The organism is Micromonospora sp. NPDC005324, assembly GCF_040607155.1.
Lineage (GTDB): Bacteria > Actinomycetota > Actinomycetes > Mycobacteriales > Micromonosporaceae > Micromonospora > Micromonospora trifolii.
Genome location: NZ_JBEXGE010000005.1, coordinates 193,321 through 210,028 on the forward strand (window position 1 = coordinate 193,321; position 16,708 = coordinate 210,028).

Sequence of the window (16,708 nt, forward strand, 5' to 3'; positions counted from 1 at the left end):
CGGTCACATCGGCGTGTGTGGCATTAATCGGTGATCCGGCACTTTTGCGTACCAAGAGCGCTACGGATCGTGATCAGGACACCGCCGGCGGCGGAGTGTCCGCGCCGGGCAGCGCGAGCATCTGATCCAGCGCCACCCGGGCGTGGTGCGCGGTGTCGGCGTCCACCGTGATCTGGTTGACGACCCGGCCCGCGACCAGCTCCTCCAGGGCCCAGACCAGGTGCGGCAGATCGATCCGGTTCATCGTCGAGCAGTAGCAGACGGCCTTGTCCAGGAACGTGATCTGCTTGTCCGGGTGCGCCAGCGCCAGCCGGCGGACCAGGTTCAGCTCGGTGCCGAGCGCCCAGGCCGAGCCGGCCGGAGCCGCCTCGATCGTCTTGATGATGTATTCGGTGGACCCGACGTAGTCGGAGGCCGTGACCACCTCGTGCCGGCACTCCGGGTGGACCAGGACGTTGACCCCGGGCACCCGCTCCCGTACGTCGTTGACGCTGTCCAGCGTGAACCGGCCGTGCACCGAGCAGTGCCCCCGCCACAGGATCATCTTGGCGTCGCGCAGCTGCTGCGCCGTGAGCCCGCCACCGGGCTTGTGCGGGTCGTAGAGCACGCAGTCGTCCAGCGACAGGCCCATCTCCAGCACCGCGGTGTTGCGGCCCAGGTGCTGATCCGGCAGGAAGAACACCTTCGACCCCTGCTCGAAGGCCCAGTCCAGGGCGCGCTTGGCGTTGGACGAGGTGCAGACCACGCCGCCGTTGCGGCCCACGAAGCCCTTGATGTCGGCCGAGGAGTTCATGTACGTCACCGGAACGGTCTCGCCGGCGATGCCCAGCTCGGTCAGCGTGTCCCAGGCCGCCTCGACCTGGCCCAGGACCGCCATGTCCGCCATCGAGCAACCCGCCGCGAGGTCGGGCAGGATCACCCGCTGGGTGTCGGTGGTGAGGATGTCGGCGCTCTCGGCCATGAAGTGCACGCCGCAGAAGACGATGTACTCCGCGTCCGGGCGGGCCGCGGCCTCCCGGGCCAGCTTGAACGAGTCGCCCGTCACGTCGGCGAACTGGATCACCTCGTCGCGCTGGTAGTGGTGACCCAGCACGAAGACCTTGCTGCCCAGCTTCGCCTTCGCGGCGGTGGCACGGGCCACCAGATCCGGATCGCTGGGCGCCGGCAGGTCGCCCGGACACTCGACGCCGCGCTCGGTGTCGGGGTCGCTGCCCCGGCCGAGCAGCAGCAGAGCCGTCGCCGTGTTGGAGGGTTCCACCCAGGTCGAAGTCACGTAGCCCATGGTCCCACAGCGCGAGCGCGACGCAGCTTCGCTCGGTGTGGGCTGCCACACTGCTCGGCATGCGCGTGCTGCTCTGCCCGGACAAGTTCGCCGGCACCCTGTCCGCACCGGAGGTGGCCACCGCCGTCGCCGCCGGTTGGCGCACCGTCACCGACGGAGACGAACTGCTGATCCGGCCCCTCGCCGACGGCGGGCCGGGCTTCGTGGAGGTGCTCGCCGAAGCCCTCGGCGGCCGGCGGGTGCCGGTGTCGACGGTCGATCCGCTGGGCCGGCCGGCGGCCGGTGAGATCCTGCTCACCGCCGACGGCGCGACCGCCTACCTGGAGAGCGCGCAGGCGTGCGGCCTGCACCTGCTCTCCGCAGCCGAGCGCGACCCGAAGACCACCACCTCGTACGGGCTGGGTCTGTTGGTGGCCGCCGCGGTGGAGAGCGGCGCCCGCACTGTGGTGATCGGGTTGGGCGGCTCCGGCACCAACGACGGCGGTGCCGGGATGCTCACCGCGCTGGGCGTGACCCCTCTCGACCAGGGTGGCGCCGCGCTGCCGTACGGCGGGGCGGCGCTCGCCGCTGTCGACGCCCTGGACGGCGCGCCCCGGCTGCGCGGCGTCCGACTGGTCGCGGCCACCGACGTGGACAACCCCCTGCTCGGCCTGCATGGCGCGAGCAACGTGTTCGGCCCGCAGAAGGGCGCCGACCGCGCCGACGTGCTGCTGCTCGACGCGGCCCTGGAGCGTTTCGCGGCGGTGCTGGAACGGGACCTGCCCGGCTGCCCGGCGGGGCTCGGCGTACTGCCCGGGGGTGGGGCCGCTGGCGGCATCGGCGCGGCGCTCCTGGCCCTGGGCGGCGACTGCGAGTCGGGGATCGGCCTCGTCACCCGGGCCACCCGACTCGACGCCGCACTGGACACCGCCGACCTGGTGATCACCGGTGAGGGGTCGTTCGACCACCAGTCACTGCGCGGCAAGGTCGTCGCCGGGGTGGCCGGCGCCGCCCGCGACCGGGGAGTCCCCTGCGTGGTGGTGGCCGGGCAGGTGAGCACCGGCCGGCGGGAGGCCGCCTCGGCCGGGGTGACCGACGCGTACAGCCTGGTGGAGCACTTCGGCGGCGAGGAGGGCGGCGGGCTCGACGCGGCGCTCAGCCGGCCCGCCGAGGGGCTGCGCGAGTTGGGCGCCCGGCTGGCCCGGCAGTGGAGCCGCTGAGCGTCCCGACCGCCCGTGTGCCCGCCCCGAGCGGGGGCCGACCTGCGGCGGGGGTCACGCCACGCGGGTGAGCCCGGCCGAGGCGGCGTAGGATCGGTCGAGGACCACAACCGGGAATCACTGGACGGCGCGCGACGTTGGCCAGTGCGTCCGGACCCAAACCGCGCAGGGAGACTTCCACGTGACCACGCCAGCGCAGACCGAGTCGACCGAGGCCAAGGCCCCTACTTCCGTCGTCCTCACCGACGTCGCGGCGCAGAAGGTCAAGGCCCTGATCGAGCAGGAGGGCCGCGACGACCTGCGGCTCCGCGTCGCCGTGCAGCCGGGCGGCTGCTCCGGCCTGCGGTACCAGCTCTTCTTCGACGAGCGTTCGCTCGACGGTGACGTCGTGACCGACTTCGGTGGCGTCGGGGTCGTCGTCGACCGGATGAGCGCCCCGTACCTTTCCGGCGCGACGATCGACTTCGCCGACCGGATCGACGCCCAGGGCTTCACCATCGACAACCCCAACGCGGGCAGCTCCTGCGCCTGCGGTGACTCGTTCAACTGAGTCACACCCCACATCAGCGACGATGGGGCCGTTCTTCGGGACGGCCCCATCGCCGTACCGTCCGGCGGCCGCACCGGTCTGGGAGCGGTCCCGGAGGGGGCCGTTGCGGGCTGGTTGCCGTTGTCCGACCGAGCGGTGACCATCGGGTTGCCGTCCCGGTAGGCTGACCGCGCCCTGCTCCCGACCCCGAGGGTTGACATGAAGATCGCCGTCACCGGCTCGATCGCCACCGATCACCTGATGAGCTTCCCCGGTCGCTTCGCCGACCAGCTCATCGCCGATCAACTGCACAAGGTGTCCCTCTCCTTTCTGGTGGACGATCTGGTGCTTCGCCGCGGCGGCGTGGCGGCGAACATCTCCTTCGGGATGGGTCAGCTCGGGCTGCGCCCGGTGCTGCTCGGCGCGGTCGGCGCCGACTTCGCCGACTACCGCTCCTGGCTGGAGCGCCACGGTGTGGACTGCGACTCGGTGCACATCAGCGAGGTGGCGCACACCGCCCGCTTCGTCTGCACCACCGACACCGACATGTGCCAGATCGCGTCGTTCTACGCCGGCGCGATGAGCGAGGCCCGCAACATCGAGCTGGCCCCGGTCGCCGACCGGCTCGGCGGTCTGGACCTGGTGCTGGTCGGCGCGAACGACCCCGCGGCGATGCTGCGCCACTCGGCCGAGTGCCGCACCCGCGGGTACGCCTTCGCCGCCGACCCGTCCCAGCAGCTCGCCCGGATGCCCGGCGAGGACGTGGTGGCGCTGATCGAAGGCGCCGAGTACCTGATGACCAACGACTACGAGAAGTCGCTGTTGCAGAGCAAGGCGCAGCTCAGCGACGACCAACTGCTGGACCTGGTCAAGGTGCGGGTCACCACGCTGGGCAAGCACGGTGTGGAGATCGCCGGGCGCGACATCGACCCGATCCACGTACCGATCGCGCGGGAGATCCGGGCGGTCGACCCGACCGGCGTGGGCGACGGCTTCCGAGCCGGCTTCTTCACGGCGCTCTCCTGGGGCCTCGGCCTGGAGCGCGCCGCCCAGGTCGGCTCGCTGCTGGCCACGCTGGTCCTGGAGACCGTCGGCACCCAGGAGTACGACGTTCGCCGCGACCTGTTCGTCAAGCGGCTCGCCGAGTCCTACGGCGACACCGCAGCGGAAGAAGTCCGCCCTCACCTCCTCCCGTGAGTGACCTCCTGGTTGCTCGCCGCGCTGCGCTCGCTGGCGCTGCGGTCGGCCTCCGGTACTTTGCTGCCCTCGCCGAGCTTCCCCGGGAGCTGAAGTCGGACGGCAGCGTCGTTACTGAGGCCGACCGTGCGGTCGAGGCCGCCATCCGTGAGGTGTTGGGCGATGCCCGGCCAGACGATGCCGTTCTCGGCGAGGAAGCCGGCCAGACCGGCGGGGGCAGCCGTCGCTGGATCGTCGACCCGATCGATGGCACCGCGCTCTTCGTCGACGGTGATGATCGGTGGCTGGTCCTCGTCGCTCTGGAAGAGGCTGGCGAGATTGTTGTCGGGGTGGCCGTCGTCCCTGCCCAGCGGAAGGTGTGGTGGGCGCAGCGAGGCTCCGGCGCTTTCGAAGCGGACATCTCCGGCGCAGGTCTGACCGGCGAACGGCGGATTTCCGTCGCCCGTCCGGATCAGGGCGGCCTGGAGGGGAGCCGGCTCGGCGTAATTCCGACTGATGCCGAGCTCTCTTCAGCCGAACGTGAGTTGATCGCACCGCTGGCTGCGGTGGCCACGACTGCCCCGTGGAGCGTCCACGCCGCGCTACTCGTCGCGCGTGGGCAACTGGACCTCACCGTTCAGGTGCGGGGGCAGGTCTGGGACTACGCGGCAACGAAACTGATCGTCGAGGAGGCGGGTGGGCGCTTCAGTGGTCTCGATGGCCAGCTACGGCCCATGCCCGGCCCGGCCCTCTTCGCCCGCAGCACTGTCTTGCATACCGCTGCGCTGCAGATCCTCACCGCTGCCGTCACTCAACCGCCCCACAAGCCCGGCGTTTCTTGATCGGTTGGCACTCAGCAATGCAACACCGTTGCGCTAGACGGAGTGGCTGTTCGTCACCCCGCGCTGTCCGGGTCGATCATGGAGTTGTGGTGGGTGGCAAAGTGCTCGCATCGAGCTAAACCGGGCACCGTAACTCCATGATCGACGAGGGCCGGGCTGCCCCTCTTCCACGATCTTGCGCTTACTGTCGCGACATAAGAGGGTATTCCGCGCATCTCGGCGACCGAAACTGCAAGATCGGCGCGGGCGGGGCGCATGCTGAGCGTCAAGAGGCTGATCTGGATCGATGAATGACTCGGGTTAGTGGGTGCGGCGGACGTCGTAGGCGGGGCCTTCGGGGCCGTTGACGGACCCGAGGAACTCCTGGCCGCGCATTCGGCACCAGGCGGGGATGTCGACGGCCGCCGCCGGGTCGTCGGCCAGCACCCGGACCACGGTGCCGACCGGCACCTCGGGCATCCGTCGCGCCGCCGCGATCACCGGCAGCGGGCAGCGTTGCCCCCGGCAGTCGATCACCTCGTCCGGCATCGTCACAGCCCCACCACCCCGGCCTCGGCGCGCAGCCCGGTGACGATCCCCGGCAGCTCGGTCAGGAACCGCTCCACGTCCGCCTCGGTCGTCTCCCGGTGCAGGCTGACCCGCACGTTGCCGTGCGAGAGCACCCCCATCGCCTCCAGCACGTGCGACGGGCGCAACGTGGACGAGGTGCAGGACGAGCCGGACGACACGGCGAAGCCCCGCCGGTCCAGTGCGTGCAGCAGCGCCTCCCCGTCAACGTACAGGCAGGAGAAGGTGACCAGGTGGGGTAGCCGGAGCGCCGGGTCGCCGACCACCTCCACGTCGGGCACCTCCGCCGCGACCCGCTCCCGGACCCGGTCCACCAGGGCGGCCAGCCGGGTCGCCTCGGTCGCCGCGTCGGCCGCCGCCGCGCGCAGGCTCGCCGCCGCCGCCACCACCGCGGGCAGGTTCACCACCCCGGGGGTACGCCCGCTCTCCCGCTCGTCGGCCGGCCAGGGTGACTCCCAGCGAGTGCCCTTCCGGACCGCCAGAACTCCCACGCCCGGTGGCCCACCCCACTTGTGGGCGCTCGCCGTGAGCACCGACCAGCCGGCCGGCAGGGGCACCCGGCCCACCGACTGCGCCGCGTCCACGTACAGCGGCACACCCACGTCGGCGCACGCCGCCGCCGCCTCGGCGACCGGCTGGACCGTCCCCACCTCGTGACTGGCGGTAATCAACGCGGCCAGCGCGACCCCCGGCGCCCGAACGGCGGTCGACCACGCCGTCAGGTCCAGCCGGCCCCACCGGTCGACCGGCACCGCTGTGGCGGTTCCGCCCGCGCCGACGTGCCGCTCCGCCGCGTGCAGCACCGCCGAGTGCTCGATCGCCGAGTGCACCAGCGTCGACCCGACCCGGCGCCGCCCCGCCAGGCCGCCGAGCACCGCGCCGTGGGCCGCGGTCGTACCGCTGGGTGTGAAGGAAACCTCGTCGGCGCGGACGCCGAGCGTCAGCGCGGTGGCCTCGCGGGCGGCGTCGAGCAGTTGCCGGGCCCGGCGGGCCTGCGTGTACAGCTTGCCCGGGTCGGCCCAGCCGTCGTCCAGCGCGGCCAGCAGCGCCTGCCGCGCGACCGGATGCATCGGCGCGGCGGTGGCCGCGTCCAGGTAGACCGGGGATGCGCTCACAGACCCTGCCTTCGTTCGCGACTGCGGGGCTCGCAACCCCGGCTCACTCCTCGCGCTCACAGACCAAGACGCTATCGCGGCGGTATGCCCAGGATCCCCCCGATGGGGGTCGGACAGTGACCCCACCACGGCCGAGTCCGTCATGGTCGAGTAATCTGCGACCGTCGGTGACGCCTTTGCCGCGGGTGCTGAGGAAAGACGCACCGCGGCGCGCTAGGGAGGCAGGACCAGGTGGTCGCAAGGAGTTCGGAGGTACGGCCGTCGGCCGTACGGCACAGCGCTTCCCCAGGGGTTGGTGGACGCCGGGAGCGTGGTGCTGGTCGCCTGGCCGGGCTCGGTCTCGGTGGCGTGGCGTTGCTGGTTCTGCTCACGGGCTGTGACGTGGGTCAGACGTTCCACGGCTTCGGCTGGCCGCAGGGCGGCATCTCGCCGGAGTCCAAGCGGATGTACGACCTGTGGATCGCCTCCTGCATCGCCGCGCTCGCGGTCGGCGTCTTCGTGTGGGGCCTGATCTTCTGGTGCGTCGTGCGCTACCGCAAGCGTGGCAACGTGCTGCCGGTGCAGACCCGCTACAACATGCCGATGGAGTTCCTCTACACCATCGCGCCGATCCTGATCGTCTCCGTGCTCTTCTACTACACGGCGATCGTGCAGACCGACGTCGACAAGCTGTCGAAGAACCCCGACGTCACTGTCGAGGTCGTCGCGTTCAAGTGGAACTGGCAGTTCAACTACCGCGACGGTCAGGGCACGGAAGCCCGCACCACCGCGTCGACGCTCGGCACCAGTGAGGTCATCCCGGTGCTGGTGCTGCCGACCAACCGGTCCATCCGGTTCGAGGAGACCAGCCGCGACGTCATCCACTCGTTCTGGGTGCCGGAGCTGCTCTTCAAGCGGGACGTCATGCCGGGCAAGATCCGCAACGTGTTCGAGGTCTCGAGCCTGGACGCCGAGGGTGCCTACGTCGGGCGCTGCGCCGAACTGTGCGGCAGCTACCACGCGTTCATGAACTTCGAGCTGCGGGTGGTCTCGCCGGAGAAGTACGACCAGTTCCTCGCGGCCAAGCAGAGCGGCAAGTCCACCCAGGATGCGCTGTCCGCGATCGGTGAGCAGCCGTACGCGACGACCACGCAGCCGTTCGACACGCGGCGGACGCAGGACAACTTCAACCCGGACGACGTTCCGGCCCGCACGGGAAGCTGAGGCAGCCGCATGAAGACCGAGTGGCGTATCTTCCTGATCATCGCCGGGTTCCTCGCCGGTGCCACCATCCTCTACGGCGCCTGGACGCACGGGGAGTCGGGCGGCGTCGAGTGGGTCGGCACCGTCGCCCTGCTGCTGTCGTTCCTGCTCTGCTCGATGTGCGGTGGCTTCTTCTGGTTCGTCTCCCGCCGCATCGACCTGCGCCCGGAGGACCGCCCGGACGCTGAGATCGCCGACGGGGCTGGTGAGGTCGGCTTCTTCAGCCCGGGCAGTTACTGGCCGTTCGGTCTGGCGCTGGCCGCCGCGATCGCCGCGCTCGGCATGGTGTTCTGGCAGTACTGGCTGATCGGCGCCGGCCTGCTGGCCGTCGTCTTCTCCGCCTGCGGGCTCCTGTTCGAGTACTACAGCGGCACCCGGCGCACCGCCGAGCACTGACCCACCCGGTCGCCGTCGCGACCGACCCGCACGACGAAGGCCCGTTCCCCGAGTGGGGGAGCGGGCCTTCGGTCATGTTCCACCCCGCATCGGGTGGCGCGGCGGCGCGGGCGGTGCTGTGGTCTCAGGCGGCGCGGCGGGCGGGCTGGCGTCGGCGGGCGGCCAGCCGGGCGACCGGGGAGGCGAACGTGCCGACCACCACTGCGGCGCCGCAGTCGGTGCAGATCAGCTCCGGACAGTCGGTGCCGTGGCTGTCGACGCAGGGCGGCGCCTCGAACAGCGCCACGCCCTCGCAGACGTCGCAGTAGAGCTCGCGGTGCGACACGGGCGTCTCCTCTCGGATACCAGGCGGACCGCCCTCGGATGCGACAACGACGCACCGACGGCAGCAGAGAACTACTCAGCTGTAGTTTCCCAGACGGGTCCGACAAATCTCCGCGCACGGTCGCCCGCTGCCCGCGGACGGCACCGGCGGGCCGGGTGGTGGTGAGGTCAGGCGGCGGTGGCGGTCTCGATCCAGCGGTTCAGGGTCGCGGCGGCCGCGCCGGAGTCGATCGACTCGGCCGCGCGGGCCAGGCCGGCGCGCAGCGCCTCGGTCAGGTCGCCGTCCAGCGGACCCTGGGTGGCCAGTGCCGCCGCCGCGTTGACCAGCACGGCGTCCCGGACCGGGCCCGTCTCACCGGCCAGCAGGCGACGGGCCACGCCCGCGTTGTACGCGGCGTCACCGCCCCGCAGATCCGCGAGGGTGGACCGGGGTACCCCCAGGTCCGTCGCGTCCAGCACAGCCTCGCGTACGGTGCCGCCCTGCGCCGCCCAGATCCGGGTCGGCGCGGCGGTGGTGAACTCGTCCAGCCCGTCCTCGCCGCGCATGACGATCGCCGAGTCGCCACGGCCCGCGAACACGCTGGCCATCACCGGGGCCATCCGCAGGTCGAAGCAGCCGACCGCGCCGGCCCGGGGCCGGGCCGGGTTGGTCAGTGGGCCGAGAAAGTTGAAGAAGGTGGGCACGCCCACCTCGCGGCGGACCGGGCCGGCGTGCCGCATCCCGGGGTGGAAGCGGGCCGCGAAGCAGAACCCGATGCCGGCCTCCTCGACACAGCGGGCGACCTGCTCCGGGCCGAGATCCAGCGGGATGCCGAGGAACTCCAGCAGGTCGGCGGTGCCGCACAGCGAGGAGGCGGCCCGGTTGCCGTGCTTGACGACGCGGACGCCCGCGCCGGCGACCACCAGCGCCGTCATCGTGGAGATGTTGACCGTGTGGGCGAGGTCACCGCCGGTGCCGACCACATCGAGCGCGGTGCGGCGCAGTTCCTCGGGGAGCGTCACCGGGACCGCGCGACCCAGCATCGCCTCGACCAGACCGGCCAGCTCCGCGGGGGTCTCCCCCTTGGCCCGCAGCGCCACGGCGAAGGCGGCGATCTGCGCCGCGCTCGCCGAGCCGGTCATGATCTCGTCCATCGCCCAGGCGGTGTCGGCGGTGGAGAGCTCGTCACCGCGCAGCAGCGCGTTGAGCAGGTGCGGCCAGGTCCAATCGCCCATGGCGGGCCTCCCGAGCATGCGAAGTGCGGGTGGGCTGGAACCGGCGCCGAGGAGATCCGGCGCCGTGGGGGTGCCGGAGGAGCGTGGGACGTCAGGCGGGTGCGTGCGTCCGCAGCAGCTCGGCCACCGTGCCGCCGGTGGTCACCGGGTCGAGCGGGTGCACCAGCGTCGCGTCGACCTCGGCGTACGCGGCGAGCCATCGGTCGGCGGCGCGGGCGATCACCAGGCAGGTCGGGGGAGCGTCGTCCCGGTCGTCCTTGATCTGCCGGGCGATGCCGATGCCGCCGCCCGGGCTCGCCTCACCGTCGAGCAGCAGCAGGTCGATCTCGTAGTCGTCGACCAGCCGGATGGTCTCCGCGTAGGTCGACGCCTCGACGAACTCGATCTGCAGACCGGGAGCTGGTCGGGTGCCGACAGCCATCCGCATCCGATCACGGACCTGCGGGTCGTCGCTGTAGAGCAACACGGTGCAAAGACGATCGGTCATGCCGGCACTCCGCTTCCACTTCGTAGCTGCCCGCAGATCGTACCGGTCGGCGTGACGTAGCCGACATCCCGCCCGGCGTCGCGCGTCGGGGCGTACCGTCCGGGCAGCTCAGGCGGGCGCGGCGTCGGCCGCGCGTTCGCGGGCCTCCTGGCGGTCCAGCTCGCGGTCCACCCGGCGGGCCTCCCGCTCGGACTGCTTGACCCACTGCACCACCAGCACCGCGAGCATGGTCACACTGACGAACTCGCCACCGGCCCAGAGGATGCCGCCGGCGACCACCTGGTCCTGCCACGGGTCGACCCAACCGAGGTTGAGCGACGGGTACCAGTCGCCGCCGAAGAGCGTGCTGCTCTGCATGATGGTGAGGCCGAGCACTGTGTGGAACGGCACGGAGAGCAGCATCAGCAGCGCGCGGGCCGGGTACGGCCAGCGGCCGGGCAGCGGGTCGAGGCCGAGCAGCGGCCAGAAGAACACGCAGCCGGTCATGATGAAGTGCGCGTGCACCAGCTCGTGCGCCCAGGCGTGTTCGAGGGTGTAGCGGTACAGATCACTGAAGTACAGCACGAACGGGTTGACCACGAAGATGGCGAACGCCACCAGCGGGAAGCTGTAGACCCGGGCGACGCGGCTGTGCACGATCGCGAGCAGGCGCTTGCGTGGCCGGACCGGCAGGGTCCGCAGGGCCAGGGTCATCGGCGCGCCCAGGGCCAGGAAGATCGGCGCCACCATGGAGAGCACCATGTGCTGGATCATGTGCACGGACAGCAGCGCGGTGTCGTACGCGTGCAGCCCGCTGACCGTGACGAGCGCGATGCCGCCCAGGCCGGGGCCGAGGAAGAACACGGTACGGGCGATCGGCCAGCGGTCGCCTCGCAGGCGCAGCCGGTACACCCCGTAGAGGTACAGGCCGGCGGCGAGCACCAGGCCGAGGGCCAGCCAGCTGTCCAGCCGGGTCTCGCTCAGCACCGCGCCGACGGTGAACGGCGGCGGGGCCGAGGTGGCGGCGAAGATCGGATCGACGTGCAGCACGCTTTTCAGGCTAGGCCAGGCGAACCGGACCCTGACGCTCGGGCCACGGAAGGCGCAGGTTTGCCACCCCGCTGATCGGCTGCCCCGGTCAGGGGCAATAATGACGGCGTGACTGCGGCCCCAGCCATTGACAAGAGCCGGATCCACTCTCTGACTCGACCAAACATGGTCAGCGTCGGGACGATCGTGTGGCTCTCCAGCGAACTCATGTTCTTCGCGGCGCTGTTCGCGATGTACTTCTCCATCCGCGCGGCTGCGCCGGAGCAGTGGGAGAAGCACACCGAGGCGCTGAACATTCCGTACGCGACCACCTTCACGGTGATCCTGGTGCTGTCCTCGGTGACGTGCCAGCTCGGCGTCTTCGCGGCGGAGAAGGGTGACGTGCACGCGCTGCGGCGCTGGTTCACCGTCACCTTCGTGATGGGCCTGATCTTCGTGCTCGGCCAGCTGAACGAGTACCGGCACCTGGTCGCCGACGGCATCAAGATCAACGAAGACGGGTACGGGTCGGTGTTCTACCTGACCACCGGCTTCCACGGCCTGCACGTGACAGGTGGTCTGATCGCCTTCATCATCTTCATGGTCCGCACGACCATGGGCCGGTTCACTCCGGCGCAGGCGACGTCGGCGATCGTCGTGTCGTACTACTGGCACTTCGTCGACGTCGTGTGGATCGGGCTGTACGCCATGATCTACTGGCTCCAGTGATCTTGCGCGTCACATCCCGCGCTGCTGCTCCGTCCCCTGAGACAGGTCCAACCGGTTAAGGACACCGCTCATGACTTCTGACAACGACCGCCGACGCGGTCTGCTCGCGCGGTTGCGTGAGCGGCCCGCCGCGCGCAGCAGGGGCCGCCGCCGGCTGGGCGCCGCGGTCCGGCTGATCGCCGCGCTGATGCTCGCCGGCGGCGCATACACCGTCTTCGCCCCGGGCGCGCAGGCGCAGGACAACCCGCAGCTGACCGGCGCCGCCGCCGAGGGCAAGGCGCTGTTCGACGTGAGCTGCGTGACCTGCCACGGCCGCAACGCCCAGGGCGTCGAGGGCCGCGGGCCGAGCCTGATCGGCGTCGGCGCGGCGTCTGTCGAGTTCCAGGTCAGCTCCGGGCGGATGCCGCTGGCCCGCCAGGAGGCCCAGGCGCACCGTAAGCCCCCGGTCTTCACCGACGAGCAGACCCGTCAGCTGGGCCAGTACATCCAGGAGCTTGGCGGCGGCCCGGTCGTGCCCGAGGGCGACGACCTCGGCGAGGACGGCAACATCGCGTCCGGCGGTGAGCTGTTCCGGATCAACTGCTCGCAGTGCCACGCCTTCGGTGGCGGCGGCGGCGCGCTCTCGTCGGGCAAGTTCGCCCCGAGCCTGCACCCCGCTACCGACCGCCAGATCTACGCGGCGATGTTGAGCGGCCCGCAGAACATGCCGGTGTTCGGCGACAACCAGCTCCGGCCGGAGCAGAAGGCCGACATCATCGCCTACATCCAGGAGACGCTGAAGCACGACCAGGACCCGGGTGGGCTCAACCTCGGGCGGTACGGCCCGTCCACCGAGGGCCTGGCGATCTTCCTGGTTGGCATCGTGGCGCTCGTCTTCGCCAGCCTCTGGATTGCGGGTAAGTCGTGATCGAGCAGGCCATCCGATTCAGTGCTGTGGTGCCGCTCGGCGCCACCCGTAGCGAGGTGACGGCATGAGCACCCACCCCGAGCACCAGGCCGCACAGGGCCCGGAGCCGCTCGACGTGAACGACCCCAGGCTGACCCGGTTCGACATCGTTCGTGAGGGCGCGCGGCGGGACGACATCGAGATCGTCCACTACGAGCCGCAGGTGCTGCCGGGCACCAAGGCGGAGCGTCGGCTGACCCGGGTGGTCGCCGGCTTCTTCCTGCTCACCGGCCTGGCCGCGACCGCCTTCATGGTCATCTACATCGCGTGGCCGTGGAAGTACGAGGCGGGCCGGGGCGGCGACAAGTTCTACACCCCGCTGCTCGGCTTCACCCTCGGCGTGGCGCTGCTCGCCGTCGGCTTCGGCATCCTGACCTGGGGCAAGAAGTTGCTGCCCAAGGAGGTCTCGATCCAGGACCGGCACGAGGGCCAGGTGGACTCCGAAGGCCGCACGATCACCGGCCAGACCATGCTCTACATGGCGGACGAGCTGGGCGTGAAGCGTCGCCCCCTGCTCGGCATCTCGCTGCTGGCCGGCCTCGCGCCGGTCGCCGCGGTCGCCGCGGCGCCGCTGGTCGGCGGCCTGATCTCGCAGCCGCACAAGAACAACCAGATGTTCACCACCGGGTTCGCCACGGCCGAGGGCGGCGAGCGGATCCGCCTGGTCCGCGAGGACGGCCGTCCGGTCCGTCCGGCGGACATCAGCACCGGTGGTCAAATCACCGTCTTTCCCGGCATCGACCACGGTGTGAGCAACAAGCACGCCGACTCGCCGACGCTGCTGATCCACCTCCGTGACTCGGACGCGCAGGAATCGCGCCGGGCCAACGAGAAGATCGGCCACGGCGACTACATGTGGGGCAACTACGCGGCGTTCTCCAAGATCTGCACGCACGCGGGATGTCCGGCCAGCCTGTACGAGCAGCAGACCAACCGGCTGCTCTGCCCGTGCCACCAGTCCCAGTTCCTGATCACCGACAACGCCCGGCCAGTCTTCGGCCCCGCCAGCCGGCGGCTGCCGCAGCTGCCGATCGAGGTAGACTCCGAGGGCTTCTTCGTGGCGAAGTCCGACTACACCGAGACCGTCGGGCCTGATTTCTGGGAGCGGCCATGAAGCGTCGAAAGTTTGACCTTGCGGCGACGCCGGGCAAGGCAGCGGTGGGAGTGGACGACCGCTTCGCGGTGGCCACCCCGCTGCGCAAGCTGCTGAACAAGGTCTTCCCGGACCACTGGTCCTTCCTGCTCGGCGAGATCGCGCTGTTCTCGTTCGTCGTGCTGCTGCTGACCGGTGTGTTCCTCACCTTCTTCTACGAGCCGGCGATGACCGAGGTGGTCTACGACGGCAGCTACGCGCCGTTGCAGGGCACCCCGATGTCCGCCGCGTACGCCTCCAGCCTGGACATCTCGTTCGACGTCCGCGGCGGTCTGGTGATGCGGCAGATGCACCACTGGGCGGCGCTGCTGTTCATGGCCGCGATCGTCGTGCACATGCTCCGGGTCTTCTTCACCGGCGCCTTCCGCAAGCCGCGCGAGACCAACTGGATCATCGGCTCGCTGCTGTTCTGGGTCGGCTTCCTGGCCGGCTTCACCGGCTACTCGCTTCCGGACGACGGCCTGTCCGGCACCGGCCTGCGGATCGCCTCGGCGATCATGCTGTCCATCCCGGTGATCGGCTCCTGGGTCACCTCGTCGATCTTCGGCGGCGAGTTCCCGGGCACGATCATCATCAGCCGGTTCTTCATCGCCCACGTGCTGCTCATCCCGGGTCTGCTGGTCGCACTGATCAGCGTCCACCTGGGTCTGGTCTTCAAGCAGAAGCACACCCAGTGGCCCGGCCCCGGCCGGACCAACAACAACGTGGTCGGCGAGCGGATGTTCCCGCGGTACGCGTTGAAGCAGGGCGGCTTCTTCATGGTCGTCTTCGGCGTCATCGCGCTGATGGGCGGTCTGTTCCAGATCAACCCGATCTGGTTGTTCGGCCCGTACGAGGCGTGGGTGGTCTCGGCCGCCAGCCAGCCCGACTGGTACGTCATGTTCCTCGACGGGTCGACCCGACTCATGCCGGCCTGGGAAATCAACATTCCGCTCGGCGACGGGTACGTCATCCCGCCGCTGTTCTGGCCGACAGTCGTGCTGCCCGGCATCCTGGTGGGCCTGTCGACGATGTACCCGTTCCTGGAAGCCCGGCACCTCAAGGACCGCAAGAGCCACAACCTGCTCCAGCGGCCCCGCGACGTCCCGGCCCGGACCGCCGTCGGCGCCATGGCCGTCTCGTTCTACATCGTGCTGACGCTCTCCGGCGCCAACGACGTGATCGCCGACAAGTTCCAGATCAGCTTGAACGCGATGACCTGGGCGGGCCGAGTCGGCCTGCTGGTGATCCCGCCGCTGGCGTACTACGTCACCTACCGGCTCTGCCTGGGTCTGCAGCAGCACGACCGGGAGGTGCTCGCGCACGGCGTGGAGACCGGCATCATCCGGCGCCTGCCGGACGGCCGGTTCGTCGAGGTGCACCAGCCGCTCAGCGCGTCCAACGGGCACGCTGACGGTCACGGTCAGCTCGACTACGTCGGCTGGGTCGTACCGAAGAAGATGAACCGGTTGGGTGCCCTCGGGCCGGCCATCCGGGGCTTCTTCTACCCGATCGAGAAGCCGGTCGAGGCGCCGGTCTCGCCGGGGCACCCGCCGGTCGAGGCCCGGCCCGAGCGCGAGGAGATCGGCAGCGGCGAGAGCCGCCGCTGACCGCCCAGTCGCACCGTTACGGGGCGCCCGCCGGATTCCGGCGGGCGCCCCGTCGTATTCACGCCCCGCGACCCATCCGACCAGGAGTCGGACGGCCCTGACGGGACCGGTCGACCCCGCGCGACGGGCGATCGCAGGAATAACCCCGGTGAGCCGGGTATCCGTGCGGTCCAACGTCTCAAGGGGGGGAAGCATGTTGGGTATCAAACGCCTCGGCCTGTTGGCCGCGCTGGTACTGGTCGGTGTCGCGCCGGCTGCGGCCGCGCAGGCCGCGGCACAGCCGTCGACGCAGGACACCCAGTACCTGCAGGCGGTACACCAGGTCAACCTGTTCGAGATCACCGCTGGTGACCTGGCTCAGCAGAAGGGTCAGGACCAGGGGGTCAAGGACCTGGGCGCGATGCTGAAGACCGACCACACCCAGCTGGACCAGACGGTGCAGCAGACCGCGTCGCAGCTCGGGGTGGAACTGCCGAACGAGCCCAGCGCCGATCAGCAGGCGGTCATCGACAAGCTGAACAACGCCAGTGGTGCGGAGTTCGACCGGCTCTGGGTGACCAGTGAGCTGGCCGGCCACGTCCAGTCCATCCAGGCCACCCAGACGGAGATCTCGCAGGGCTCCGAGCAGTCGGTGGTCCAGTTGGCGCAGACGGCGCTTCCGACGCTGCAGACGCACTACGACGAGTTGGTGGCGCTCGCCAACAAGCTCGGCATTCCGGTTCCGCAGACCAGCGCCAGCGGTACGCCCAGCCCGGGCGGCACCGGCACCGGGTCGCCGGCTCCGGGCGGCACTGTCACCGAGTCGCCGGCTCCGGGCGGCACCGGCACCGAGTCGCCGGCTCCGGGCGGCGGCAGCACCGAGGTACCGGCTCCCAGCGAGAGCTGACGTAGCCACAGCAGACGGCCGGT

The 16,708-nt window shown here is 70.5% G+C and carries 18 protein-coding genes; 11 read left to right on the forward strand and 7 right to left on the reverse strand.

Annotation, left to right across the window (positions count from 1 at the left end):
• Positions 1–73: 73 nt before the first annotated feature.
• Positions 74–1,273, reverse strand: a complete 1,200-nt coding sequence (gene nadA / locus ABZS40_RS07475) for a quinolinate synthase NadA (RefSeq protein WP_354942512.1) — start codon at positions 1,271–1,273, stop codon at positions 74–76.
• 68 nt (positions 1,274–1,341) lie between these two features.
• Here nadA and ABZS40_RS07480 point away from each other — a divergent pair, with 68 nt between their 5' ends.
• The 4 genes from ABZS40_RS07480 to ABZS40_RS07495 all read left to right on the forward strand — a co-directional run bounded on the left by ABZS40_RS07480 (position 1,342) and on the right by ABZS40_RS07495 (position 5,028).
• Positions 1,342–2,481 (forward strand): glycerate kinase, encoded by a 1,140-nt coding sequence (locus ABZS40_RS07480; protein ID WP_354942513.1) that lies wholly within the window; start codon positions 1,342–1,344, stop codon positions 2,479–2,481.
• 181 nt (positions 2,482–2,662) lie between these two features.
• On the forward strand, positions 2,663–3,031 hold the full coding sequence (erpA, locus tag ABZS40_RS07485; RefSeq protein ID WP_354942514.1) for an iron-sulfur cluster insertion protein ErpA: 369 nt from the start codon (positions 2,663–2,665) through the stop codon (positions 3,029–3,031).
• 198 nt (positions 3,032–3,229) lie between these two features.
• A complete protein-coding gene (locus tag ABZS40_RS07490; protein ID WP_354942515.1) occupies positions 3,230–4,207 on the forward strand; it encodes a carbohydrate kinase family protein in 978 nt (325 codons plus the stop codon).
• Entirely contained in the window at positions 4,204–5,028 is an 825-nt protein-coding gene (locus ABZS40_RS07495) for an inositol monophosphatase (RefSeq protein WP_354942516.1), read from the forward strand. The genes ABZS40_RS07490 and ABZS40_RS07495 overlap by 4 nt, the downstream gene beginning before the upstream one ends.
• Before the next feature lie 300 nt (positions 5,029–5,328).
• Here the strand turns inward: ABZS40_RS07495 and ABZS40_RS07500 are convergent, their stop codons facing one another.
• Positions 5,329–5,562, reverse strand: coding sequence for a sulfurtransferase TusA family protein (locus tag ABZS40_RS07500; RefSeq protein WP_124820720.1), 234 nt, complete (start codon positions 5,560–5,562; stop codon positions 5,329–5,331).
• Positions 5,559–6,710 carry an aminotransferase class V-fold PLP-dependent enzyme gene (locus ABZS40_RS07505; RefSeq protein WP_354942517.1) on the reverse strand — a complete coding sequence of 384 codons (1,152 nt, stop codon included), beginning with the start codon at positions 6,708–6,710 and terminating at the stop codon, positions 5,559–5,561. The genes ABZS40_RS07500 and ABZS40_RS07505 overlap by 4 nt, the downstream gene beginning before the upstream one ends.
• 231 nt (positions 6,711–6,941) lie before the next feature.
• Between ABZS40_RS07505 and coxB the strand changes: the two genes are divergently transcribed.
• Positions 6,942–7,913 (forward strand): cytochrome c oxidase subunit II, encoded by a 972-nt coding sequence (coxB, locus tag ABZS40_RS07510; RefSeq protein WP_354942518.1) that lies wholly within the window; start codon positions 6,942–6,944, stop codon positions 7,911–7,913.
• Positions 7,914–7,922: 9 nt separating this feature from the next.
• Positions 7,923–8,348: a cytochrome c oxidase subunit 4 gene (locus tag ABZS40_RS07515; RefSeq protein ID WP_354942519.1), complete on the forward strand. Its 426-nt coding sequence runs from the start codon at positions 7,923–7,925 to the stop codon at positions 8,346–8,348.
• 124 nt (positions 8,349–8,472) lie between these two features.
• Here the strand turns inward: ABZS40_RS07515 and ABZS40_RS07520 are convergent, their stop codons facing one another.
• From ABZS40_RS07520 to ABZS40_RS07535, 4 genes are all read right to left on the reverse strand, one after another.
• A complete protein-coding gene (locus ABZS40_RS07520; protein WP_354942520.1) occupies positions 8,473–8,673 on the reverse strand; it encodes a hypothetical protein in 201 nt (66 codons plus the stop codon).
• Positions 8,674–8,840: 167 nt separating this feature from the next.
• A complete protein-coding gene (gene trpD / locus ABZS40_RS07525) occupies positions 8,841–9,887 on the reverse strand; it encodes an anthranilate phosphoribosyltransferase (RefSeq protein ID WP_354942521.1) in 1,047 nt (348 codons plus the stop codon).
• A gap of 91 nt (positions 9,888–9,978) precedes the next feature.
• Positions 9,979–10,374, reverse strand: a complete 396-nt coding sequence (locus tag ABZS40_RS07530; RefSeq protein ID WP_196925327.1) for a hypothetical protein — start codon at positions 10,372–10,374, stop codon at positions 9,979–9,981.
• 108 nt (positions 10,375–10,482) lie between these two features.
• Positions 10,483–11,412 carry a cytochrome c oxidase assembly protein gene (locus ABZS40_RS07535; RefSeq protein ID WP_354942588.1) on the reverse strand — a complete coding sequence of 310 codons (930 nt, stop codon included), beginning with the start codon at positions 11,410–11,412 and terminating at the stop codon, positions 10,483–10,485.
• A 99-nt stretch (positions 11,413–11,511) separates the two neighbouring features.
• On the opposite strand from ABZS40_RS07535, the gene ABZS40_RS07540 reads away from it, so the two are divergent.
• From ABZS40_RS07540 to ABZS40_RS07560, 5 genes are all read left to right on the forward strand, one after another.
• A complete protein-coding gene (locus tag ABZS40_RS07540) occupies positions 11,512–12,111 on the forward strand; it encodes a heme-copper oxidase subunit III (RefSeq protein ID WP_112582810.1) in 600 nt (199 codons plus the stop codon).
• Positions 12,112–12,181: 70 nt separating this feature from the next.
• Positions 12,182–13,018, forward strand: coding sequence for a cytochrome c (locus ABZS40_RS07545; protein WP_354942522.1), 837 nt, complete (start codon positions 12,182–12,184; stop codon positions 13,016–13,018).
• Positions 13,019–13,082: 64 nt separating this feature from the next.
• Positions 13,083–14,171, forward strand: a complete 1,089-nt coding sequence (locus ABZS40_RS07550) for a Rieske 2Fe-2S domain-containing protein (RefSeq protein ID WP_354942523.1) — start codon at positions 13,083–13,085, stop codon at positions 14,169–14,171.
• Complete coding sequence (locus tag ABZS40_RS07555) at positions 14,168–15,799, forward strand: cytochrome b N-terminal domain-containing protein (RefSeq protein ID WP_354942524.1); 1,632 nt, start codon at positions 14,168–14,170, stop codon at positions 15,797–15,799. The genes ABZS40_RS07550 and ABZS40_RS07555 overlap by 4 nt, the downstream gene beginning before the upstream one ends.
• Before the next feature lie 193 nt (positions 15,800–15,992).
• Entirely contained in the window at positions 15,993–16,685 is a 693-nt protein-coding gene (locus tag ABZS40_RS07560; protein WP_354942525.1) for a DUF4142 domain-containing protein, read from the forward strand.
• Positions 16,686–16,708: the final 23 nt, after the last annotated feature.

What these genes read in the sequence shown, in the direction of transcription:
- ABZS40_RS07480 (WP_354942513.1), top strand. Translation starts at nt 1,342, where the DNA reads ATGCGCGTGCTGCTCTGCCCGGACAAGTTCGCCGGCACCCTGTCCGCA.
- ABZS40_RS07490 (WP_354942515.1), top strand. Translation starts at nt 3,230, where the DNA reads ATGAAGATCGCCGTCACCGGCTCGATCGCCACCGATCACCTGATGAGC.
- ABZS40_RS07515 (WP_354942519.1), top strand. Translation starts at nt 7,923, where the DNA reads ATGAAGACCGAGTGGCGTATCTTCCTGATCATCGCCGGGTTCCTCGCC.
- trpD (WP_354942521.1), bottom strand. Translation starts at nt 9,887, where the DNA reads ATGGGCGATTGGACCTGGCCGCACCTGCTCAACGCGCTGCTGCGCGGT.
- ABZS40_RS07530 (WP_196925327.1), bottom strand. Translation starts at nt 10,374, where the DNA reads ATGACCGATCGTCTTTGCACCGTGTTGCTCTACAGCGACGACCCGCAG.
- ABZS40_RS07545 (WP_354942522.1), top strand. Translation starts at nt 12,182, where the DNA reads ATGACTTCTGACAACGACCGCCGACGCGGTCTGCTCGCGCGGTTGCGT.
- ABZS40_RS07550 (WP_354942523.1), top strand. Translation starts at nt 13,083, where the DNA reads ATGAGCACCCACCCCGAGCACCAGGCCGCACAGGGCCCGGAGCCGCTC.
- ABZS40_RS07555 (WP_354942524.1), top strand. Translation starts at nt 14,168, where the DNA reads ATGAAGCGTCGAAAGTTTGACCTTGCGGCGACGCCGGGCAAGGCAGCG.
- ABZS40_RS07560 (WP_354942525.1), top strand. Translation starts at nt 15,993, where the DNA reads ATGTTGGGTATCAAACGCCTCGGCCTGTTGGCCGCGCTGGTACTGGTC.